Raw genomic sequence first — 22732 nt, 5'->3', positions numbered from 1 at the left:
GCGGCCGAATTCGGGAGGAAGGGAGCCACACGGGACCGTTTTCAGTTTCGGGATGTACGATACTTTATTAACCATCGGGAGCCAACCGACGTATGCCTCCCAACGGAAACCAAGGTGGAGGCGAGTGAAACCATGTCAGACCTGCGAACACACGCAGAGGAGATTGCAGAGCAGTTTTCAGACCACTTGGACGTCGATGCGGACGACGTCGAGGACCGACTCCAGAACCTCGTCGACGAGTACCGCGTCCCCGTCGACGAAGCGCGACGCTCCGTCGTCAACAGCTACCTCGACGAGGCGGGCCTCGAACGCGACGAACTCGGCCGCGGCGGGAACGACGAGGTCCACCTCGCGGACATCGACCAGGACGAACAGTGGGTCGACGTGACGGTGAAAGTCGTCGAACTGTGGGAACCCCGAAGCGAGTCGGTCTCGCAGGTGGGTCTCGTCGGCGACGAGTCCGGGCGGATGAAGTTCATCGCCTTCACCACCTCCGAACTCCCCGAACTGGAGGAGGGCAAGGTGTACCGCCTCGGAAACGTCGTCACCGACGAGTACCAGGGCAACTTCTCTGTGAAACTCAACCGGACGACCAGCATCGAAGAACTCGACGAGGACATCGAGGTGGGCGACGACTCCACCAGCGTCGAGGGCGCACTCGTGGACATCCAGTCCGGGAGCGGCCTCATCAAGCGGTGCCCCGAGGAGGGCTGTACGCGCGTCCTTCAGAACGGCCGGTGTAACGAACACGGCAACGTCGACGGCGAGTTCGACCTGCGCATCAAGGGCGTCTTGGACGACGGCGACGCCGTCCACGAGGTCATCTTCGGTCGCGAGATGACCGAAGAACTCACCGGAATTTCGCTGGAGGAGGCCCAGGAGATGGCGATGGACGCACTCGACACCACCGTCGTCGTCGACGAAATGCGCACCGACCTCGTCGGCACGTACTACCGCGTCTCCGGCCCCGAACTGGGACGCTACGTGCTGGCCGACGACACCGAACGCCTGACCGAACCAGCGGACCCCGAAGCGGTCCTCATCAAAGCGAGGTCGATCTAAATGAGTTCCCAAGAAGTTCCAACCCGAGAGGTCGCCCGGCGAGTGTTCGCCGAAGAGTTCAACGACGCGAGTTACACGTTCAAAGAGTCCGACGACGAACGCGCCCCCGTCTACCTCCTGCTCCCGAGCGGAGAGAAGGCCAACCGCATCTTCTTCGTCGGCACGCTGACGGAGAAAGAGGACGTGGGCGAGGACAACGAGTACTGGCGCGGCCGCATCGTCGACCCGACGGGGACGTTCTTCGTCTACGCCGGACAGTACCAGCCAGAGGCCGCGAGCACGCTCCGCGACCTCGAAGCGCCCGCGTACGTCTCCGTCGTCGGCAAGCCGCGGACGTACGAGACGGACGACGGGTCGGTGAACGTCTCCGTCCGACCGGAGTCCATCAGCGTCGTCGACGCCGCCACGCGTGACCGCTGGGTCGTCGAGACGGCGCAGCGAACGGTCGAGCGTCTCGAACGCTTCGACGACGAGGGCAACGAGTACGCCCGCATGGCCCGCGAGGAGTACGACCTGCCGACCGACCGCTACAAGTCGATGGCCGTCTCCGCCTTGGAGAGCTTAGACGAGTCCGGCGGCGACGAACTCGGCGGCGACGACGCCGACACCGCCTCGCCGGAACCGAGCACGTAAGCCGACTCACGAGCCGACTTTTTCGCCCGTGCGAGCGTCTGACGAAGCATTAAGTAGCCGGGAGCGACAACTCTCGGACGACATATGGGCAACAAGAACAAGACCATCTCGTTTCGCGTCAACGAGGACGCGTTCGAGACGCTTCGGGAGATAGCCGAAGAGCGGGATATCTCGCTGTCGGCCGTCTTCCGCGACTACGTGGACACCCTCGTTGCCCACGACGGCCAAGTGCAAGTCGTCCCGGAACACGAACTCGACCAGATGGGCGCAGACGAGGAGAAGTCGTTCCCGCCGAAGGTCCGCGTCCCGAAGAGTTTCATCCGGGAACACGAGCGTCTCGAACTCGAAGCGGACCACCTCCGCGAACAACTCGAAGAACACAAACGCTACGTCAACTACCTGCGCGAACAGGTCGAAGACGAGGAAGAGGAAGTCATCCAACTGGAAGACTTAGACGCCGACGCGGACGAACCGTCGTTCCGTCTCGGCTAGTCGCACCGCCTCTCGTCTCCGACCCAACGCCCGCGCTCACCCGGTGAGCGCCTGCCGCGCCTCTCTTGCTTTCTTCGCCATCTCGGCGTCGCCCTCCACGTCCGAGAGCGTCTCGACGGCTTCCAGCGTCCGCACCGCGTCGTCGAGGAAGGAGAGCACGTCGCCGGGGTAGGCGTACAGCATGTACTCGTCGCCCATCACGTCGACGATGGCGTCCGGGCCGAGACCCTGCGCGCGGAGTTCGAGGAGGTACGTGACGAACTGGCGTTCGGGGTAGCCCGTGTACAGGTCGTCGGGGTTCTCGGGGTCCAGAAAGTCCTTCGCGAAGTCGAGCAGGCGGTCACGCGTCGCCGCGTCCACCTTCGAGAGTCCCTCACCCGAGTAGAGCACGTCCATCGTCGCCCCCTTGAACGCCCCTTTCGGGATGTTCACGTCCAACTGGGAGACGATTTCGCGGTGGTTCTTCAGGTATATCTTGTCCGTGATGGCCACTGTTCGCCCGTATATCCTCCCTACGGCGGCAAAAGAGTCTCGCTCTCGCCCGGGGGTCGGTGTCGCGGCGTCTCACGCGTCCGCCGACTCGGTGTCGTCGCTCGACCGTCCGCGCCCGTCGCCCGAGTGGCCCAACACCTCCCGGACGGCGTCGAAGTCGGGTTCCGCGTCGGCCGCACCGCCCCGCCACGCGAAGCGAATCCGTCGCCCCGGGTCGACGACGAAAAGCGCCATTCCCGGCACGTCGCGGTGGCCCTCGAACTCGTCCTCGCGGACGCCGTACGCCGCCGCGACGTCGCCGTCCGAATCCGAGAGGAGCGGGAACTCGACGTTGTACGCGCGTGCGAACTCCCCGTGTGCGTAGACGCTGTCCCCGCCGACGCCGAGGACGACGGTGTCGTCGAGGAGGGAGAGCCAGTCGGCGTCGCGGAGCGCGCACCACTGGGCGATGCACGCCGGGTGGAAGTCGAACGGATAGAACACGAGAACGACGTGCCAGCCGTTGTCCGTGTACTCCGACAGCGAGTGTTCGTCGGCGTCGTCGCCCGCCGTGCCGGGGAGCGAGAACGTCGGTGCTTCGTCTCCGAGGCGTAGCATGCCACAGTTACGGCGGGCGAGACAATCAACCCGATTCGGCCGTGTGTGAGCATCGCACGCGTCCGAAACCGGAGTCGTAACGTATTTTAGTCACACGAGGATACCAGTAGATGCGTGTCCGGGTTAGGGTAGTGGACTATCCTTCAGCCTTGTGGAGGCTGAGACGCGGGTTCAATTCTCGCACCCGGACCTTTCTGTCTGCGAACTACGTGAGCAGACGAAAGTCCGTACAGAGAATTGAGCCACGCGAGACGAGCGGAGTGAGTCTCGCACCGGGTTCAATTCTCGCACCCGGACCTTCCTTCCGACGACCACTCGCCGAGCGATTGCTCGCGTCAGCGAGCGTCGCGAGGAATGCCCTCGGTCGTCGGAGAACGGTGTGACGAGAGAATTGAATCAGGGAGCAACCGAGCGAAGCGAGGTTGCGAGTGGGGTTCGATTCTCGCACTGCAGGCCGTCTCTCGAAGCTCATCGCCCGTGAGCGCTCGTTCCGTGAGGAGCCGACGCGTCGAGCAACACTATGGGTATAGCGTCGCGTCTCGGCCGGTGCTATCTATCTACGCAGTAGGTGTTAGTCAGACACACGCATATCCGAAGACGCCGAAGGCGTGCGGAAGGCACTGGGGAAGGAGACCGACAATGAAGCTACCGAAGAACCCGACGGACGAACCGACAGAAGAGGCGGAGTACCGGTACATCGAATACGAGTCTGCCGACGATACGGTCGCCGTCATCCAGGACGGCGACAACGAGAACGCGTGGATTCAGTCGACCGTGTCGGAACCGGTCCGACGGTGAGTGCGGCATCGGGGGGGGAGTAGCGCCGCAATCGACCGCATCCGACCGGAGGGGTCCGCCACAGCGTCCGTGGACGACGCCCGCTGAACCGTCCGTCCGGTTCTACGCCGAGCCTTCTTCGACGAGCGTCTCCCACCGTTCCAGGCCCGCCTCCGCGACGTCGCGGTCCTGTTCGACGGCCCCGCCGGAGACGCCGATAGCGCCGACGACGTCACCGTCTCGCTGCAGCGGATAGCCGCCACCGAAGACGACGATTCGGCCCTCGTCCGTGGTCTGGAGTCCGTACAGCGAGTTTCCGGGCTGTGACGCTTCCGCCAACTCGTGCGTCGGCGTGTCCAGCGCCGCGGACGTGTACGCTTTGTTCCGCGAGATGGAGACGGACGCGAGCCACGCGTCGTCCATCCGGTGCTGTGCGACGAGGTTGCCCTCGTCGTTTGCGACGGTGATTACCATCGGGTTCTCTATCTCTTCTGCGCGCTCCTCCGCTGCCTCGACGAGTTCTTTCGCCGTGTCGAGAGGTATCGATGTGACCATCCAGCGGCGATTGTGGCGGCTGCCCGAAGAATGTTCGTCCTCTGTCAGGAAGTACTACCAGAACGATCGCAACTGTCTCTCTGGCGGGAACGAGTCGACTCGCGCGCGGCCGAACTCACGCCGCACACGCCAGCAGCTCGTCGACGTCCGGTCTGTCGTCTCGGGACTGTCCGGCGTGGTCCAGCAGTATCTCTCCGGTCGACAGGTCGACGACGAGTGCCTCGGGGAGTCGGCCGATGACGTCGTGCAACGCGCCGAGGACGCCGAAGCGCGTCGGTTGGTCGAACTCGTCTGCCAGTTCTTTCTTGGGGTCCGCCAGGAGCGGAAACGGCAGTTCGTACGTCGTCTGCCAGTCGACGGCCCTGTCGGGGTCGTTCGGAAGGACGGAGACGACTTCCATCCCCGCCGCCTCGAACTCGTCGTACCGACGCTTGACGCTCTGGACTTGCCGGCGGCACTGGCGACAGTAGTAGTCTCGCTGTAAGAGGAGAACGAGGTAGTCGGCGTCGCTGTCGGCGGGCGAGTACGTCTCGGGTCCGGTGCCGACGTTCGGGAGTTCGAAGTCGAGCACGTCCTGCGTCAGTGTCGCGGCCATATCCGTCGAGTTGGAGGAGGAGTACTTGAGTGTCGTCCGAGATGTTCACGAACTCTGACCCAAATTCGGCCCGCATCTCGCGCGTCACCGACTCCTCGTGGCGGACGCTCGCTCGTTCGGACGGGCGGCACTACTGCCCGTCGCGAGGGGTTCGAGACGGACGGAGACGGACGGGGTTTCGTGCAGTCGACGCTACGCCGACCTCTCGACCGATTCTCGCGTCGCCAGGGGGGCGTCCGGGTACTGACGAGCGTACTCCACCTGCGTCGTCACCGCCCCCGGACAGTCGCCGGTGAGGTGGTCGTCTTCGATGGTCTCGAACAGGTGGCCACACTCGCGGCAGGCGACGTAGTGGACGTCGGCGATTCGGTCGTCGAACGGCGAGTCACCCAGCATAAATGACGAATCGTAGTCAAACTACTTAATTACGGATGACTGTACTTTTCTTCGGTTTCGAGTTAAGGAGCGGCTTCCTCGGACGTCGTTCGCGCTTCGTTCGCGCTCGGTTCCGCTTCGTTCGTGCCGCGTTCGCACCTCGTTCTCACGGTACCGATATGCCGATGCGAACCGAGGTGCGGACATGGACGTCGCTATCGTGACCGTCGGCAACGAACTCCTCGCGGGCGACATCGAGAACACGAACGCGACGTGGTTGGCCCGGGAACTGACCGAACGGGGCGTGAACGTCGTGCGGGTTCTGACCGTCCCCGACGAGGAGTCAGTCATCGCCGAGACGGTGCGCGAGTGGGCCGCCGCGTTCGACGCCGTCCTCCTCACGGGCGGACTCGGCGGGACGCCGGACGACCTGACGATGGCGGGCGTCGCCGCCGGACTGGACCGCGAGTTGGAACTGAACCCCGTCGCCGCCGCCGACGTGGAGGCGACCATCGAGCGAATCCTCGAACGCCGCCCGGACATCGACTTCGACCTGAACGTCGAGTGGTACGCCTCCATGCCCGCGGCGGCGACGCCGATTCCGAACCCCGAGGGCCTCGCGCCCGGGTGCGTCGCCGAGAACGTCTACGTCCTCCCCGGAATCCCCGAGGAGATGCGCGCCGTCTTCGAGAACGTCGCCGAAGACTTCGGCGGGACGGTGGCGGCGAAGACGTTCTACACGCCGCAACCGGAGGGCGCGATGGCGGACCCGTTGGCCCGCGTGGCGTCTCGCTTCGGCGTCCGCGTCGGCAGTTACCCGAACCGCGAGGGGACGCGAACGCGAATCAAACTCACCGCGACGGACGAGGCGGAACTGGCCGAAGCGTCGTCGTGGCTGGTCGAGAACGCCGGCGTTGAGTTGGTCGAAGCGGGAGAGAAGTCCGAGTAGCGGGGAGAGCGTCGTCTACCGCGTTTCCACCACGTCCGTCGGGTCGGGACGGCGAATCGACGACAGCGACCCGCGCGACTGGATGATGTTGAGCGCGGTGATGAGGTCCGACCGCGAGATGAGGCCGACGAGTTCCCCCGATTCGTCGACGACGGGGAGACGCCCGACGTTCTGCTGTTGCATCACCGTGATGGCGTCCATCGCGTCCGCGTCGGGACCGATGGTGGCGAGTTCGTCGGCCATCACGTCCTCGACGAGGTAGGCGTCGCGTTCGACTTCGTTCACCGACCGGGCGTCGTTCAGCGTCACCATGCCCGCGAGACGACCCTGCCGCATCACCGGGTAGCCCGTGTGGCGTTCGGTGAACATCCGCTCTAACAGTTCGGCGACGCTCGTCCGCACGTCCACCACGTCGAGTTTCTCGCGCGGCGTCATGATGTCGCGGACGGTCACGTCCTCGAACGCCGCCTTCATCACCGTCTGCTGGGCCTCCGAGGAGGCTCCCATGTAGATGAAGAAGGCGAGGGCGATGAGAAACAGGTTCGAGAACAGGCCGACGATGCCCAAGAGGAAGGCGAACCCCTTGCCCACCTCGGCGGCGATTTGGGTCGCTCTGGCGTGCGACCGCTTTCGCGCGAGGAGCGCGCGGAGGACGCGTCCGCCGTCCATCGGAAACCCGGGGAGCATGTTGAACACGGCGAGGACGACGTTCGTGAGCGCGAGGTAGCCGAGGACGAACTTCACCGCGTCCAGAGAGGTGGGGAGGACGACGAACCCGAGATACGCGAGGACGCCCAACCCGACGCTGACGAGCGGACCCGCCACGGCGATGACGAGTTCCTGCTTCCAGTCCTCGGGCATCTCGACGAAGTTGGCGACGCCGCCGAACAGCCAGAGCGTTATCGACTCTATCTCGTAGCCGTAGCGCATGGCGACGAGCGAGTGGCCGAACTCGTGAAACAGCACACAGAGGAACAGGCCGATAGCCGCCGCGGAACCGAGTATCCACTGGAGCGACCCGTCCGTCAGCGCCGCCCCGTCGATGGCCGACCCGAACAGTCCGTTGATGACGCCGACGAGCTGCGCCACGTCGGAACCGATGAGCCACGCGAACAACGGGAGGACGAGGAGGAACGTGAGGTTGAGTTGAATCGGGATACCGAAGACACGACCGATACGAATTCCTCGCATGGCACTGTCTAGTCGGTCCCGGTTAATAAGTCCAATCTCGGATTCGGGGGGCAGTGGGCGAATATTTAGGCCGACGCGAGAACGACGGAGGGTATGAGCGACTCCGAATCCAAGTCGGTCGTGAAACGCGCCGAGTCCATCGAGTACGAGTCCGTCGGTGCCGCCGATGGGATGTCGAAGGGCGTCCTCCTCGATTCGTCGGACGGCGCACCGAACTTCGCCATCCGCCGGTTCGTCTTAGACGCCGGGGCGACGGTGCCGAAGCACACGAACGAGGTGGAACACGAGCAGTACGTGCTCTCGGGAACGTACACCGTCGGCATCGGGGACGAGGAGTACGAGGTGTCCGCGGGCGACTCGCTGTTGATTCCCGCCGGCGTCGTCCACTGGTACCGAAACGAGTCCGCGGAGGAGGGCAGTTTCATCTGTGCGGTTCCTAATGGGAACGACAGTATCGAGTTGGTCGAAGAGTAACTCGCCGTGTCCGGCCCTTTCGTCGTTTCGTGAGCGACGAGGGGAGCGTCACTCGGGCGCGTAGTCGGCGCTCCGCTCGGCGTACGCCGTCATCACACGCCGTTCGATTCGCTGGAGTCGGTCGGCGACCGTTCCCGGGGCGACTCCCACCCGTTCGGCGAGCGCTCGTTGCGTCGTCTCGCGCGGCACCTCGTAGTAGCCGTGTTCGAGTGCGAGGTCGAGTAGCGCGGCCTGCCCGTCGGTCAGCACGGAGTCGGATTCGACTCGCGGTTCCAGACGACCGACCTGCTCGACCGAGACGGCGACCACGTCCGGAATCTCGGCCGTCGCTCGGCGGATACCCTCGTCCGTTCCGACGATGGAGAACTGGACCACGGGTCCGCGTTCGGTCTGTCGGTGGTCTACCGGCCAGTCGAGGACGATATCGCGGCGATAGAGGATTTCGAGCAGGTCCGTAATCGGGTCGGCGCTTCGATAGTGCGCGTAGACCATACCGCGTGCGTCGGTGCCCGCGACGTCGTACTGGAGGACGTCGTCGTTCGCCGCCAGCAGTTCTCTGGCCGCCGTGAGACTCCCCCTGACGTCGGAGAGGCCGACGTGTTGTCCGTCCTCGATAGGCCCGAGATACCGCGTCGACTCGAGGGAGACGGCCGACGAACCGTCGAACACGTCGAACATCGGGGCTCGTGCTTCGCCGGAGAGCGAGAGCGTCGCGTATCGGAGCATGCGGTGAACGGCCGTGCGTACGGAGGCGGGTCATATACGTACCTAGCATGTTAGAATAAATTCTCAACGGCACGGAACGCGTCCAAACTCGGTAGATGAGCGACGAACCAGCGGTTAGCGAGTTTCCACCGGGACCGACGGGACTCCCCGTCGTCGGGGCGATGCCGCAGTCGATACTCGGCGGACTGGAGTTCAGAGAACGCGTGGCCGAGGAGTACGGCGACATCGTCCACTGGCAGACGCACCGAGGGCACACCTACCAACTGAACGACCCCGAGTACATCGGCCAAGTGCTCGTCCACAACAACACCAACTACGTGAAGGGCGAACAGTTTCAGCGGTTGCTCGGCCCGTTGCTCGGAAACGGCATCCTGAACAGCGAAGGAGAGGCGTGGCGGCGGAACCGCCACCTCGTCCAGCCCGCGTTCCACCCCGACCGCATCGAGGTGTACGCCGAGATGATGACCGAACTGACCGAGGAGATGCTCGAAGGCTGGAGCGACGGCGAGACGCGGCGGGTTCACGAGGATATGATGGAGCTGACCCTCCGAATCGTCTCGAAGGCGCTGTTCGGCGTCGACATCGACGAACACGTCGAGGAGATAGAAAACGCGGTCAACGACTTCCTGCCGGCCACGACGAGCCTTCCGAACTACCTGTTGCCGGAGGGCGTTCCCCTCCCGTCTCGGCGGCGAATGAAAGCCGCCCGTGAGACGCTCGACGACGTCGTCGACGACATCATCCAGCGAAAGCGTGCAGACCCCGGCGAACACGACGTGGTCTCGATGTTGCTCGCGGCGCGCGACGAAGGCGGCAGTTCGCTGTCGGACGAACAGATTCGCGACGAGGCGATTACGCTCCTCACGGCGGGCCACGAGACGACGGCGGTTTCGCTGACGTACACGATTCACCTCCTCGCGCAACACCCCGAAATAGAGGCGAAACTGGTCGCCGAACTCGACTCGGAACTTGGCGACGAGCGGCCGACGATGGGCGACCTCTCCGACCTCGAATACACCGAGCAGGTCGTCGAAGAGTCCATGCGACTCTTTCCGCCGGTTCCGGGTATCGTTCGCGAGGCCGAAGCACCGGACGAAATCGGCGGCTACACGATTCCGGCGGGCGCGAAGGTGTTCATGGACCAGTGGGTCGTCCACCGCGACGCGCGGTGGTACGACGACCCGCTGGCGTTCGAACCGGGACGGTGGACGAAGGAGTTCAAACAGTCGCTCCCGCCGCTCGCGTACTTTCCGTTCGGCTCCGGGCCGCGCCGGTGTATCGGCGACCGGTTCGCGATGCTCGAAGCGCGACTCATCCTCGCGACCCTCTATCAGGACCACCACCTCGAACTCGTCTCCGACCGGAATCTGGAGGTCGTTCCGACGATCACGTCACGGCCGAAAGAGGACGTGCGAGCGAGGGTCCACGAGCGGTCGGCGGACGAAGCGTCCAACGGGAGTCGGTAGGCGGCTCGTGGGACGGCCGCTCGTCCCGAGGAACCCTCGACGCTGGCGCGAGCGGCCCGCGTCGAGAGCCGAACGTGACGGACGCAGACGAACCCCTGAAATACCCCGTCCTCGTACCAACGCCCGTGTCTAAACAGGTCGGCCGCGTCGACACGCTGTTCGTCCACGAGACGAACGACGACTTCCTCGTCGTCGTCCAACGGGACGGCGAGCGTGTCTTCCGCGCGGTGCTCGAACTGCAAGAGACGAACGCCGGTCCCCGGCCCGCGAAGTTCCGCGTCAAACGCGGGTCGTCGGACGACCCCCGCGACCCGAGTCAGTTCGTCGAACTCGCCCGCAGAGCAGACCGAATCCGCATCTCCCAACAGACCTCCAAAGCCCGCCGCGACGAGTTCCGCGAGATGCTGGACGGCTACCAACTCGACGCCCTCGTCGTCCGGACCTGCCGCTACTGCGCCTCAAACGGCCGCTACTCGCCGATAACCGCAGACACGGCCATCAAGGCCGACAACGAACACATCTGCCCGGACTGCGCGCGGCGCGAGCTCGAACGCGAACTCGACTTCTCGGGCACGGGAACGATGACGAAAGCGGCCCAAGAGCGCCTCGAAGCGCTCCTCTTGGAGACGCAAGACCTCGGCCGTATCTCGAACCTCCTGAAGGGCGGACTGGACCCCGACCTCACGAAGTTCGACACTGTCTCGGCGACGACGGACGACGTCGATTTGGTTCCAACCTCGTCGCTGGACCTGAATCCGACGCTCCAGTCGATGGTCGAAGACCGCTTCGACACCCTCCTGCCGGTGCAGTCGCTCTCCGTCGAGAACGGACTGTTCGAAGAACGCGACCAACTGGTCGTGAGTGCGACGGCGACGGGGAAGACGCTCGTCGGCGAGTTGGCGGGCGTCAACCGCGCGCTGAACGGCGACGGGAAGATGCTCTTTTTGGTTCCGCTGGTCGCCCTCGCGAACCAGAAGCACGAGGACTTCGAGGAGCGATACGGCGACCATCTGAACGTCACCATCCGCGTCGGCGCGTCACGCATCAACGACGACGGCAACCGCTTCGACCCGAACGCCGACATCATCGTCGGCACCTACGAAGGTATCGACCACGCCCTGCGGACGGGCAAGGACCTCGGCGACATCGGCACCGTCGTCATCGACGAGGTGCACACGCTCAAAGAGGACGAACGCGGGCACCGCTTGGACGGGATGATCTCTCGGCTCAAACACTACTGCGAGGAACGAGAGAAGCGACGCGACTACTACGACGGCGCGCAGTACATCTACCTCTCGGCGACGGTCGGAAACCCCGAAGCCCTCGCGCAGAAGCTTCGCGCGACGCTCATCGAGTTCGAAGAGCGCCCCGTCCCCATCGAACGACACGTCACGTTCGCCAGCGGCCAGGAGAAACCCGACATCATCAACAAACTGGTTCGGCGGGAGTTCGACACGAAGTCCTCGAAGGGGTATCGCGGCCAGACCATCGTGTTCACCAACTCTCGTCGTCGCTGTCACGAGATTTCCAGGAAGTTGGAGTACGACGCCGCGCCGTACCACGCCGGACTGGACTACCGCCGCCGCAAGAAGGTCGAACGGATGTTCGGCAACCAGGATTTAGCTGCGGTCGTCACCACCGCCGCACTCGCCGCCGGTGTCGACTTCCCCGCCTCGCAAGTGGTGTTCGACACGTTGGCGATGGGTATCGAGTGGCTCTCCGTACAGGAGTTCGAGCAGATGCTCGGACGGGCGGGCCGACCCGACTACCACGACAAAGGGACCGTCTACCTCCTCGTCGAAGCCGACGCCTCCTACCACAACTCCATGGAGATGACCGAAGACGAAGTCGCGTTCAAACTCCTGAAAGGGGAGATGGAGGACGTGATGACCGTCTACGACGAGTCCGCCGCCGCCGAAGAGACGCTGGCGAATATCACCGTCGCGGGCAAGAAGGCCAAACGGTTGAACGACCGGATGCTCGGCGACGTGCCGACGAAGCACGCCGTCGGGAAACTGCTGGAGTGGAAGTTCATCGACGGTTTCGAGCCGACGCCGCTGGGGAGAGCGGTCTGTCGGCACTTCCTCGCGCCGAAGGACGCCTTCCGAATCTTGGACGGCATCCGGCAGGGGATGAGTCCGTACGAACTCGTCGCCGACATGGAACTCGCGGACGACGACCTGTAGCCGGGGCGAGCGACGACCGGAAGCCGACGGGAGTCGCGTCCGCAACACGTGAAATCGGGCCACGGCGTCCGTCTCGGACCTATATCCTTTTCCGCCGTCGGTACGTCGGGTGACTACGTGGTAACGATAACGCCGAGTATCGTCGTCGTCTCCGCGATTATCCTCGTGGCGCTGGTGTTCTTCGCCACCGAACCGGTTCCCGTGGACGTCACCGCACTCGGCGTGATGGTGGCGCTGATGCTCGCCCAACCCGCCTCGGAGTGGTTCGTCGCGTTCGGTCTCCTCGCGGAACCGCTCTCGCTTTTCGACCCCGAGAACTACCCGGGGCAAGCGCTCTCGGGGTTCTCCAGTACGGCGACGCTGACCGTGTTGGCGATGTTCATCCTGAGCGAGGGCGTCCAGCGGACGGGCATCGTCCAGATGCTCGGCGCGAAAATCGCGTCGTTCACGGGCGACAGCGAGAGTCGGCAGTTGGCCGCGACCATCGGCGTCGTCGGCCCCATCTCGGGATTCATCAACAACACCGCCGCCGTCGCCATCCTCCTCCCGATGGTCACGGACCTCGCCGAACGCGGCGGCACCTCGCCCTCGAAGCTCTTGCTTCCCCTCTCGTACGCCTCGATGTTCGGCGGGATGCTCACGCTCATCGGCACCTCGACGAACATCCTCGCCTCCGACCTCTCGGGTCGCCTCATCGGTCGGTCGTTCACGATGTTCGAGTTCACGAGTCTCGGCCTCATCGTCTCCGCCGTCGGAACGGTGTATCTCCTCACCGCCGGACGGTGGCTCACGCCAGAACGCATCAAGCCCGAACGCGACCTGACCGAGGAGTTCGAGATGAGCGACTACCTCACCGAGGTGACCGTCCGCGCGGACTCGCCGCTGGTCGGCCAACAGGTCCAGCGCGCGCTCGTCGAGACGGACTTCGACGTGGACCTCATCCAACTCATCCGCGGCGGCGAAGTGTTCTTGGAACCGCTCGGCCCGAAGGAGATTCAGGCGGGCGACGTGTTCGCGCTCAGAACCGACCGCGACACGCTCGTGGACCTCCTGGACGTGGAGGGGATGGACCTCGTCCCGAACGTCACCGTCGACGAAGCGGAACTCGAAGCGGGCGAGACGGGACAGAACCTCGTCGAACTCGTCGTCGCACCGGGGTCGTCGCTCGTCGGCGAGTCGCTCGCGTCGGCGAGTTTCCGACAGCGCTACGACGCCACCGTCCTCGCCCTGCGACGCGGTGGAGAACTCATCCGCCGACGGATGGACAACATCACGCTCCGGGTGGGTGACACCCTCCTCGTGCAGGCGACGACAGAGAGCATCGGGCGTCTCGACAACAATCGGGATTTCATCGTCGCCCAGGAGATAGAGCGGCACGACTACCGCGAGGAGAAGATTCCGGTCGCCATCGGCATCGTCGCCGTCGTCGTCGGCCTCGCGGCGCTGAACGTCATCCCCATCGTCGTCTCTGCGCTCGCCGGGGCGCTGGCGATGGTCGTGACGAGATGTCTCCGACCGACCGAACTGTACGACGCCGTCCAGTGGGACGTCATCTTCCTCCTCGCGGGCGTCATCCCCCTCGGCATCGCCATGGAGAACTCGGGGGCGGCCGCCCTGCTGGCGGAGTTCGTCGTGATGACGGGCGAGTTCCTCCCCCTTCTCGGCGTCCTCGCGGTGTTCTACCTCGTCACGGCGCTTCTCACGAACGTCGTCTCGAACAACGCGAGCGTCGTCCTCATGATTCCCGTCGCCGTAGAGGCCGCACAGACGCTCGGCGCGTCGGCGTTCGCGTTCATCCTCGCCGTCACCTTCGCCGCATCGACGGCGTTCATGACGCCCGTCGGCTACCAGACGAACCTGTTCGTCTACGGTCCCGGCGGCTACCGCTTCACCGACTACCTGCGCGTGGGGGCCCCGCTGCAACTGCTGTTCGCGGGGGTCACGACGCTCGGAATCGCCGCGCTATGGGGTCTCACGCCGTAGTCGCTGTCGAACGAAACGCTTTACCGGAGGACCGACCGACGAGTAAACGCGGGACCGTGGGTTAGCCTGGTATACTTCGGGCCTTGGGTGCCCGTGACCCCGGTTCAAATCCGGGCGGTCCCATACCCACCTTAAAAGAACCAGCGTATTCTGCCGGTTCTGCTACTTCGACCACGAGCGGAGGTGATCGGCGTGTCTGAGGACGTCGACGATCCGCTTGACTTCCTCGGAGGTGCCGAACCTGTCACCTCTGACGACGAGGACTCCGTCACTCGGAGCGTCGAGTACGCGAGTGACAGTCTACGCGTCAGTGCAGGCACCGACGGCGCCGACCTGGACGACCATGACCACGAATCCGAGCGAGAAGAGATACTCTCGCAGAAGTTCGCTACTTGTCGCTGGTGCCGCGTTCCGTTCGATGATGAGGCCGTCCTCGAGGCGCACGACGACTGTTCGAAGGAACCAGTCTCAGCCTGTCGCTTCTGTGGCGAAGAGCATACCGCGCGCGACGAGCCTGAGGATCATCTCTACTCGTGCGACGACTACCAGCAGTATCGAGAGAAAGAGATTCGAGGCACGCGAGCCCGTACGATGCGGAACGGCGACGGATTCGACGTTCGTCAGTTTATCAACGGACAGCCTCACGAGTTCAGTGCCTATCTCAAGTACGACAACGCCCTCAGTACCTACTTCGGGCTCGTTTCCCTGAGTAAGATGCACGACTTCGAGGAGTACGGAAAGCTTCGGGCGGGTCTCGAGTTCGATGACGAGGACTGGACGATTGCGTTCCAGACGAAAAAGTGCGGTATCGCACCTCCAGACGACGACTCGGACCTCGGTCCGTGGGATTGGAGACTCGAAGATCCGGTCGAGTTACTAATCTACATCTACCCTAGCGCGTACGACAGCTACGCCGCTGCGGGACAGGAGAACCGGCAACGGGCCTTCTTCAACGTATCTCCCCGGTGGCCGAACATGAAGTCGATCAACGATAATCCGATCTCGAACCCGCACGACCTGCTCGGCGTCGACGTCGATATCAAAGGAAGCTACTTCGAGTTCGATCAGTACGCCGACCTGCTCCACGACGCACTTGACGTCCTTCGAGAGCGCCAGAAGGAGTTCGGATGGAACTCGTACACCTCGATTGATGCGGATGCCTGCCACCCCGACCAGACTCACGAATCGTCGAACATCACCGACGCAGAATACTACGTGCGCGTCGCGAACGAACTGACAGGGAAGGTCTACGCGTTTGACGGTACGCTTCACCGCATCTCGCTGCTCCTCGGTCGCGAGCGGGCGGGATACTCGAAGACTGTTCGGGACGATCGCGAGTGCGCCGGACACTACCACACCGCCACGATCGGGGCGATGCGCGCAGCCGCCCTGGTCGGTGGCCACGAACTCCCGAAGGAGTTCAAGCACTACCACATGCGGAAGCCCGACGCGAACGCGGGAACGGCACTCGAAAACCCGAAGCTCGGCGTCTCGTTCCAGCACGGCCTATACGACGACACGCTCTACTGGGACGACCTGGAACGCCTCGAGCGCGAACTCGATGAGGGACTGCTCAACCTGCTCCGCTGGTCCGACCTCCCGATTACCCCGGACCACCAGGTGTTCGTCGCCGACGACTACTTCTCCGTCACGGGCAGTCGCCGATTCCGTAAGCTCATCAGCGACCCTCTGCCGCGAATCGCTCAACAGCAGGACGAAGAGGTTCGACGGTTTGCTGTCGCCGGAAACCTCACTGAGACTGATGTCGACGTGGTTGATGAACTCCTCACCGACGGCGGTCACGTCTCACCAGCCGACCTCGCCGAACGGATCGGCGTCCACATCAGTACCTGCTACAAGTCGATGAAGCGACTCGGAGGTATCGTCCAGCATGACTACGGCTCCGTCGAACTCGCCTCGAAGCACATCGCACAGGGTGTCGTCGAACACATCGAGTCCGCCCGCGCAGTTGTAGAGAACACGCTCGAGCAAGCGGCCGACGACCTGGTGCGCGCGGAGACGTTCGGCGACGACGATCCGTGGAGCCGGTGGCTCGATCACTACGTCGACGACGTCAACGAGTACGATGGTAGTGGGAACCGCGACGTCCTCGAGTTCGGCTGGAGGCCGAGCGACCGACACGATGCGAAGCGCCTCATCCGCGCGGGAGCGATGAAGTGGGCCCAGGTCGCCGGGGAGGACATGCCGAGGTTCGCCCGTGAGTTCGAGATCGAGATGACGCTCGCAGACGGTTCGCGGTTCAATCTCGACTGGAGGGCGCTGAAAAAGCTCCTGCCGAGGAACTACTCGGTGACTCCGTCGTACGGCTGACGCGGTGTCTCGTGAGTGGCAACACTACTCTACCTACCAACTACCGGTAACAGTTTCCGCTTTTACGGCCCGTTCCTGATTTTTTAGTGAGGTGTTCGCGGCGTCGACGTCGAGACCGACGAGCGGCGGCTTCGAATTTCGCCGGGGGTACCCCCACTTCTCCGTTAGGGGTGTGAGTAAAGACTCACACCAACAGATTACCGGAGTCTTCGCTGCGCTCAGACTCCAGATGAAACAGCGGAAACGAAGGGGTCGCCGCGCCTACTCGGCGCGGCTTGCTGTGCAAAAAATTGGACTGTAATCGAAACATCGGTTATCGATTTTCGAGAACACCTCAAAGGCCAGAGATTAAGTTGTGATACAAAGTCCTCATTAGATTGCACCAGATGGTCGCAGGTTGATAGTCAACTGTACAGTGGGGTCAATAGTTCCACCAAGTTATTTGTTGGTGAACGAGAAAAACCCGATAATGGAGACACTATCGTCGGACCACTTAGCAGACACCATTGATTATAGATCTATCAAGAGAGGCTTGCAGAGCGTCAATTCATCTCTTGACGACTCAATACCCGACGAAACTCTCCGAGAAGAGATTCTAACCGGAGACTGGGACCTGGGCAGAGAAAAATTCGCGGACTGGCTTGCAAGTGTAGATGAGATACTCCAGACCTACATTATCCAACAACTCGTATTCAAAAAGAAGCGCTTCCTGCTTGAGGACGAAATTGGAGATAAGACACGATACATCTCAGAATCACTCGCTGATGCAAGCTCAGTATTAGCTAATGAATTAGATCTGAACTCTGTGGCGTATTATGAATCCTTTTTCAATTTCTCTGAGCGAACAACCAGCGTCCATAGAATTGCTGAGATGGGTGGCATATTCCAGCAGATAAGAGATGACGCCGATACAGTACAGGAAGCTCGTGAAATATTCTTGCAGGGGGTAGAAAGCGATGACCGAATACCTGAGCACTATCGGTATGCAGTCAATTCTCTTTCCCCAATAATTGGAGACGTGCAATATGAACCAAAACCACGGTTAGTCTCATTTGAAGACGAAGACCACATCTACATGGAGTTTTGGAAGGTCGGTGAAGAGATAACGCAGTTTGACGTTAACCGAAGTGACTACACAACGATTCAGACACGGTCCCGGACAGCGGTTCGGATTCATCTGGATACAGGATTCATTGAGTATGCGAGTGATCAATCGTCGAAGGATGTCCGAGGAACGGTTCTAGACAAATTGATGTACCATTTTGCAGGTGACGAATCTGAGATGGTTACAGATGGAGGAGTCAGCCTCGGCAAACAGCGACACGATGTCATTACGGTCACCGATTCAGATATCGACAAAATCAATGAGCGAATTGGGGTAATGAGTACTCTCGATACATTCCACGGGAAGTACACTAATACGTCGCTCCACTCAATCGATGACCGACCTACTCAGCAAGATGATTTGCATCGGCAGTTGAGAATGAGGGGATATATAAAATCGCATCCGAAAATCCTGCTTGGAGTTGACGGCCAAAACTACGAACTCATTAAGCCGTCTGAGGTTGAAGACGACTATTCGTTCGAAGACGATGTCCCGAAAATAGAAGACTTAGTCGACCAAATACAGAGAAAGAGTAGCTACACCAAGATCGAGAAGGTAACGGTCGTCCTCAACGCAGATCAAGATACTATCCGAATCTGGAAATCAGCAATACCACCTGAAGTCCGAAGAATGTTGTTCCATATGATCGCTGAAGAATTAGACTGGTAGCATGAGTACCAAATGGCTGATCGAGGAGGATCATTTTGAGATCCTTACTCGACTTCTGAGACGGAGTCTGATGGGTGGAGTTGTTCGCCGAACCGATCTCTCCGAGAAGCATCAATCTCTTTGCGAGGAAGCAGTAGATGAAGACCTCGTTGAAAAGAGAACATTGGTAATCTGCCCAGAGTGCGATAAAAGATATACCACAGATAGTATGAGAGACCAATGTGAATGTGGTATAGAGATTGACTTGCGAAATTTCTCGACAGTTATCCAATATAGTTGTGAGAAGTATCCGGAGGTAGTAGAAGAATCGCTAGGAGACTCCATCAAACAATTCTCGATCGTGTACGACGATTGTATGCTTGACCAGATATCTCCGGGCGATCTTGTCCCTTCTTCCTCCAGTGTACAACGATTACATATTTCGCCGTTGTTTATGTTCGATAACCCAGTTCACATCTATGAAAATTTCAACGATGTGTTCGTGAGCTGGAGTCAAGTTAGCAGTCTAGTTGATGAAGACGGAGAGATATGGGACGAGGTTGAAGATTTTTTGTCGTATCTGGATGATGGACGCGTTCTTGCGGACAGAAACAATCTTGAAATTCGGTCACTATCACCAAACCCGCAAACATCCGCGACAGATACAACGTGGTACACCAAACTCCACAGGGTTGATAAATCAAAAGCACATCAAGAATCGAAATCAAAGTTTGGGAGAAATTACAACGAGCAGTTTGAAAGACTCGGGAACGAATTCCTCCATATCCTCTTCCCTCACGCGATGACTCTGCAAGGGGGAGGAAAGAATCAGCCTGATGGGTATGTTTTTTTGAAAGACCAAGCCTACCTTGTTGAGGCGAAGTGCTATTCCAATCAGTTCAAGATATTCAAAGAACAAGACAAAGCAAACAGGTATGTAAAGAACTATTCAGATTATTTCTCAGGCCCAGAGCGTTCTGGACAGGATTTAGCAGGATACATATTCATAGCGCATGAATTCAATAAATCTGATTTCCAGAGAGATATCCGTACTTTTAGACAGTCAAACAGACAATACGCGAACATAGATGTCATCTGTGTCGAAGATACGATGATGGCCGAGGCAGTAGAATTGCTTAGCGACCTTTATCGAGAGGAGCCCTCGGCACCCTGGCGGATCTATTCTCAGTCAAACTTTTACAGAGACATCATAGCGAGAATGAAAGAGACTACTACACCAGAGTTGGATCAAAATTCGTTCTCCGAGCTGCTGAGAATTCTGGTTGACTCAGGCAAAAACAATGAGTCGGATATTGAGCAACAGCTAAGATCAGCGATGAGACGAGAATCTTTGATAGGAGAACGGCTATCAAAGGCACTCACATAAGGATTTATAGACATACCTCCAGGATCTAAGGTCGTTTTCTTGAAAAAGTCGAATTAGCTACTTTTTTAGAAATCGAGGTAGCCCATCGTACGCGAAGTCACATAGTCTGGAACCCTATATCCGGGAATAATACTCAGCCACGACATCAAGAGCCTTCGACTTATGGCCTTCTCTCGCCGCTTCCTTCAGACACTCACGACACTCGTTAATCCGAATCCTCATGCGTTCTCAATTCCCATCTCCACCAAGTCGCAAACGTCCGGCAGGTTGTACTGCTCCATGATCTGTTCTACATCTGCCTCATAATCACTACCTCGGTACTGTAAGTGTGTACTAACGAGGTTCTGAACGCTGTGGACAAGCCAATTCGAATGCGATCTACGACCCTGGCCACGATGGACTTCATCATGGCACTCGCGACAAAGGTAACATCCGAGTTCGTTTTCGCCGTACCTCCAGTGGTGAAAGTCTAAGCCGCCTTGCTCTTCTTCACAGAGGGGACATTCGGACGGCCGATCCATTGGCTCGTCTATCGGATCTCTCGGTGTGTAACCTGCCCTCTCAATCGCTTCGTTCCAGCTTCCAAATCGGTACGTATAGAGGGCACCCACGTGTTTCCCGTGTTTATCCATATCTCGTTTCAGAGGAGGAGTTGGCTGAAGTTCGTCGTTTAGACGATGAATCTCCTCAAGCAGTTCCTCCTCACTATACTTCGGTTTCCCAGCCATGCTAATAGATACAGTCTATTTCAGTGTCAATTTACCGCTTCACGGAATCTCGACATCCGTGAATCAGAGTGATATGTAACAAGGAGGAGTGGATTTAGTGGCACACCGATTTCAACCACATTAGTCTCTATCCCCTGTGCGAGAACGCCCGTCTACGCACAGACTGTGAATATCTCCCGTGATTTATACTGTCTGAACCCTGTGCAGAGTAATACTAATGCAGCATTTGCTTCCACACTTCTTTTCCTGGTTAGCCGCACACGGCTTCACGCTCAGTAACCGGGAGTGGGCTGCGCTGGCTTGGTTACTGATAGTCGGTGTGTTCGTTCTCTCTATCTCGGATGCGCGCTCCAGCCTTCTAGGTATTCTGAGACGGGTTCTATTCACCAAACTGCTCATTGTTTTTCTCTTCTACGCCGTATGGATTGTAGCGTTCATCCAAATTATGGACTGGCTTGGAATCTGGCGCGCTCTACTGACCAAAGATACTCTCGTATGGAGCGTGACTACGGGCATCGCGCTGTTACTCGGAGTTACAGAAATCAAACAGCCAGGGTACTTCTGGCGAGCCCTCTCCGAAGTAGCGGGTGCTACTGTAGTCGTTGAGTATCTATTGAACCTAGCCAGCTTCTCAATTTGGATAGAATTCATCTTACAACCGGTGATATTTTTCTTTGTAGTTGCTCCGGTTGCCGCGAAAGATACTGAATCTCAGAAAATATGGACTAAGATGAGGTTTTGGTTTTCGCTGATACTGATATCCAGCATATTGATTCACACTATCCTGAGCTTGACCGCACCAGAGCAGATAGTCAACTGGGAATTTGTCGCTCTTCAAACAATATGGCCAATTCTTCTGGGTATCTGGGTGTTAATACTCATGCTCATTCTGGCAGTTGCTATGGCTTACGAAGGTGCATTTCTGCGTTTGAGCAGGTATCGAGACCGTCCAGATGGACTCTGGAAAGCCAAGGTAGGACTGATGCTCGCACTCGGTCTTCGGCTAAATGCAGTTCATGAAGCAGCCAAAGGAGGCACACATCGTGTTGCTCGAGCCAAGTCTGTCAGTGACGCCTACGAGGCAGCTACAGAGTACAAGAAGGGATTGACCGAGTGAGACACCAGTCCAAGATTCGAGTAGAGTGAGCCATAACTCACAGATAGCACTCCGATCTGTTGAGAATCAGAATGTCTTCAGATGATTCATCGCACGCGATGTTACATGGTCCGGGACAGGGCCAAGGTAGTTTCGTCGGAACGTCTCACGTCCAGAGTCAGTCATCGCCCACCCGCCCCACGCCATCGTCAGCTCCTCAGCTATCGGAACGCCTTCGAACGCCAGCGAGTAGAACGTGTCTGTCGCCCAGGTGCGGCGGAGGTCGTGCATACCCAAATCGTGCCACCGCTCATCATCGAGGTCAGCAGCGAGTTCCTCGCGCGCCTCGCCGATCCAGTCTCGGAGCGACCGAGTCGAGACGTCGATGATGGGCTCGTCAGCACGAAGTCGTGCCGCGGACTTCAGGTACTTCACGCGCTCGCGGAGGTCTCGAGCAACCGGCGTCGAACGCGTTCCAGTCTTGCCGTCTGGGATTGTGAGCCGCCACTTGTCTTCGGTTCCATCAAGGCGCTCGAAATGACGTAGCTCCACATTCCGAACCTCGTCACTGCGGAGACCGGTGAGCGCGAGGTCGAGAGCGATGCGTCGACGCGGGTAGTCCTCATCCACACACTCGAGGAGCCACTGCTGCTCGACCCGAGAGAGCCAGAGTCGTCGACCAGATTTCGACGGATATGGGCGGGTTTGCATGGTTCCGGTAATCGTAGTTATCTCCGTGTTCCGGAACCTTAGCTAGTTTGGTGGCGCCAATCAGGCCGAGAATCAGGGTGGTTCGGTGTCCTTAAGCAGCAGTTGGTTACGACAATAGACTATTCTCGGAAATGAGTGTGGTTTATTTCCTCAGTTCCAGAGATGCCTTCTTG

22 protein-coding genes and 2 tRNA genes are annotated in these 22732 nt (G+C 60.0%); 15 read left to right on the top strand and 9 right to left on the bottom strand.

Annotated features, from left to right (window positions below):
- Positions 1 to 132: 132 nt before the first annotated feature.
- The 3 genes from BM282_RS02190 (at position 133) to BM282_RS02180 (ending at position 2187) form a co-directional block, all read left to right on the top strand.
- Positions 133 to 1062 carry a replication factor A gene (locus tag BM282_RS02190; protein WP_089877310.1) on the top strand — a complete coding sequence of 310 codons (930 nt, stop codon included), beginning with the start codon at positions 133 to 135 and terminating at the stop codon, positions 1060 to 1062.
- Positions 1063 to 1695 carry an RPA family protein gene (locus tag BM282_RS02185; protein WP_089876350.1) on the top strand — a complete coding sequence of 211 codons (633 nt, stop codon included), beginning with the start codon at positions 1063 to 1065 and terminating at the stop codon, positions 1693 to 1695.
- A gap of 84 nt (positions 1696 to 1779) precedes the next feature.
- On the top strand, positions 1780 to 2187 hold the full coding sequence (locus BM282_RS02180; protein WP_089876349.1) for a ribbon-helix-helix protein, CopG family: 408 nt from the start codon (positions 1780 to 1782) through the stop codon (positions 2185 to 2187).
- Positions 2188 to 2223: 36 nt separating this feature from the next.
- Here the strand turns inward: BM282_RS02180 and BM282_RS02175 are convergent, their stop codons facing one another.
- Entirely contained in the window at positions 2224 to 2679 is a 456-nt protein-coding gene (locus tag BM282_RS02175) for a DUF5814 domain-containing protein (protein ID WP_089876347.1), read from the bottom strand.
- 72 nt (positions 2680 to 2751) lie between these two features.
- Positions 2752 to 3276, bottom strand: a complete 525-nt coding sequence (locus tag BM282_RS02170) for a redoxin domain-containing protein (RefSeq protein ID WP_089876346.1) — start codon at positions 3274 to 3276, stop codon at positions 2752 to 2754.
- 117 nt (positions 3277 to 3393) lie between these two features.
- Here BM282_RS02170 and BM282_RS02165 point away from each other — a divergent pair.
- A tRNA-His gene (locus BM282_RS02165) sits at positions 3394 to 3466 on the top strand.
- Between the two features lie 449 nt (positions 3467 to 3915).
- Positions 3916 to 4074 carry a hypothetical protein gene (locus BM282_RS18365; RefSeq protein ID WP_175501335.1) on the top strand — a complete coding sequence of 53 codons (159 nt, stop codon included), beginning with the start codon at positions 3916 to 3918 and terminating at the stop codon, positions 4072 to 4074.
- A 102-nt stretch (positions 4075 to 4176) separates the two neighbouring features.
- Here the strand turns inward: BM282_RS18365 and BM282_RS02160 are convergent, their stop codons facing one another.
- The 3 genes from BM282_RS02160 to BM282_RS02150 all read right to left on the bottom strand — a co-directional run bounded on the left by BM282_RS02160 (position 4177) and on the right by BM282_RS02150 (position 5599).
- Positions 4177 to 4608: a GlcG/HbpS family heme-binding protein gene (locus tag BM282_RS02160; RefSeq protein WP_089876344.1), complete on the bottom strand. Its 432-nt coding sequence runs from the start codon at positions 4606 to 4608 to the stop codon at positions 4177 to 4179.
- Positions 4609 to 4723: 115 nt separating this feature from the next.
- Entirely contained in the window at positions 4724 to 5203 is a 480-nt protein-coding gene (locus BM282_RS02155) for a redoxin domain-containing protein (RefSeq protein ID WP_089876342.1), read from the bottom strand.
- A 192-nt stretch (positions 5204 to 5395) separates the two neighbouring features.
- Positions 5396 to 5599: a hypothetical protein gene (locus BM282_RS02150; RefSeq protein ID WP_245758271.1), complete on the bottom strand. Its 204-nt coding sequence runs from the start codon at positions 5597 to 5599 to the stop codon at positions 5396 to 5398.
- Between the two features lie 184 nt (positions 5600 to 5783).
- On the opposite strand from BM282_RS02150, the gene BM282_RS02145 reads away from it, so the two are divergent.
- Positions 5784 to 6527, top strand: a complete 744-nt coding sequence (locus BM282_RS02145) for a competence/damage-inducible protein A (protein WP_089876340.1) — start codon at positions 5784 to 5786, stop codon at positions 6525 to 6527.
- A gap of 15 nt (positions 6528 to 6542) precedes the next feature.
- Here the strand turns inward: BM282_RS02145 and BM282_RS02140 are convergent, their stop codons facing one another.
- Positions 6543 to 7718, bottom strand: a complete 1176-nt coding sequence (locus BM282_RS02140) for a CBS domain-containing protein (RefSeq protein WP_089876338.1) — start codon at positions 7716 to 7718, stop codon at positions 6543 to 6545.
- 93 nt (positions 7719 to 7811) lie between these two features.
- Here BM282_RS02140 and BM282_RS02135 point away from each other — a divergent pair, with 93 nt between their 5' ends.
- The gene (locus BM282_RS02135; RefSeq protein ID WP_089876335.1) at positions 7812 to 8192 is read left to right on the top strand and encodes a cupin domain-containing protein; all 381 of its coding nucleotides are present in this window, start codon (positions 7812 to 7814) and stop codon (positions 8190 to 8192) included.
- A 48-nt stretch (positions 8193 to 8240) separates the two neighbouring features.
- Here BM282_RS02135 and BM282_RS02130 read toward each other — a convergent pair whose 3' ends face one another.
- On the bottom strand, positions 8241 to 8918 hold the full coding sequence (locus BM282_RS02130; RefSeq protein WP_089876333.1) for a helix-turn-helix domain-containing protein: 678 nt from the start codon (positions 8916 to 8918) through the stop codon (positions 8241 to 8243).
- 95 nt (positions 8919 to 9013) lie between these two features.
- Between BM282_RS02130 and BM282_RS02125 the strand changes: the two genes are divergently transcribed.
- The 7 genes from BM282_RS02125 to BM282_RS18090 all read left to right on the top strand — a co-directional run bounded on the left by BM282_RS02125 (position 9014) and on the right by BM282_RS18090 (position 20024).
- Positions 9014 to 10384, top strand: coding sequence for a cytochrome P450 (locus tag BM282_RS02125; RefSeq protein ID WP_089876331.1), 1371 nt, complete (start codon positions 9014 to 9016; stop codon positions 10382 to 10384).
- A 125-nt stretch (positions 10385 to 10509) separates the two neighbouring features.
- Positions 10510 to 12570 (top strand): DEAD/DEAH box helicase, encoded by a 2061-nt coding sequence (locus BM282_RS02120; protein ID WP_089877306.1) that lies wholly within the window; start codon positions 10510 to 10512, stop codon positions 12568 to 12570.
- A gap of 117 nt (positions 12571 to 12687) precedes the next feature.
- A complete protein-coding gene (locus BM282_RS02115) occupies positions 12688 to 14553 on the top strand; it encodes an SLC13 family permease (RefSeq protein WP_089876329.1) in 1866 nt (621 codons plus the stop codon).
- 50 nt (positions 14554 to 14603) lie between these two features.
- Positions 14604 to 14676, top strand: a tRNA-Pro gene (locus BM282_RS02110).
- A gap of 69 nt (positions 14677 to 14745) precedes the next feature.
- On the top strand, positions 14746 to 16884 hold the full coding sequence (locus BM282_RS02105) for a DUF7845 domain-containing protein (RefSeq protein WP_089877304.1): 2139 nt from the start codon (positions 14746 to 14748) through the stop codon (positions 16882 to 16884).
- Positions 16885 to 17353: 469 nt separating this feature from the next.
- Positions 17354 to 18658 (top strand): hypothetical protein, encoded by a 1305-nt coding sequence (locus BM282_RS02100; protein ID WP_089876327.1) that lies wholly within the window; start codon positions 17354 to 17356, stop codon positions 18656 to 18658.
- A gap of 70 nt (positions 18659 to 18728) precedes the next feature.
- Positions 18729 to 20024, top strand: a complete 1296-nt coding sequence (locus BM282_RS18090) for a hypothetical protein (RefSeq protein ID WP_139229675.1) — start codon at positions 18729 to 18731, stop codon at positions 20022 to 20024.
- Between the two features lie 218 nt (positions 20025 to 20242).
- Here the strand turns inward: BM282_RS18090 and BM282_RS18085 are convergent, their stop codons facing one another.
- The gene (locus tag BM282_RS18085) at positions 20243 to 20752 is read right to left on the bottom strand and encodes a homing endonuclease associated repeat-containing protein (protein WP_139229674.1); all 510 of its coding nucleotides are present in this window, start codon (positions 20750 to 20752) and stop codon (positions 20243 to 20245) included.
- Between the two features lie 217 nt (positions 20753 to 20969).
- On the opposite strand from BM282_RS18085, the gene BM282_RS02095 reads away from it, so the two are divergent.
- Complete coding sequence (locus BM282_RS02095; protein WP_089876325.1) at positions 20970 to 21869, top strand: hypothetical protein; 900 nt, start codon at positions 20970 to 20972, stop codon at positions 21867 to 21869.
- A gap of 66 nt (positions 21870 to 21935) precedes the next feature.
- Here BM282_RS02095 and BM282_RS02090 read toward each other — a convergent pair whose 3' ends face one another.
- Complete coding sequence (locus BM282_RS02090) at positions 21936 to 22478, bottom strand: site-specific integrase (protein ID WP_245758270.1); 543 nt, start codon at positions 22476 to 22478, stop codon at positions 21936 to 21938.
- Between the last annotated feature and the right edge of the window lie 254 nt (positions 22479 to 22732).

Source organism: Halogeometricum limi (assembly GCF_900115785.1).
Classification (GTDB): Archaea; Halobacteriota; Halobacteria; order Halobacteriales; family Haloferacaceae; genus Halogeometricum; species Halogeometricum limi.
The sequence above is the reverse complement of the archived record's forward strand: the minus strand, read 5'-3'. Positions and strand labels throughout refer to the sequence as shown.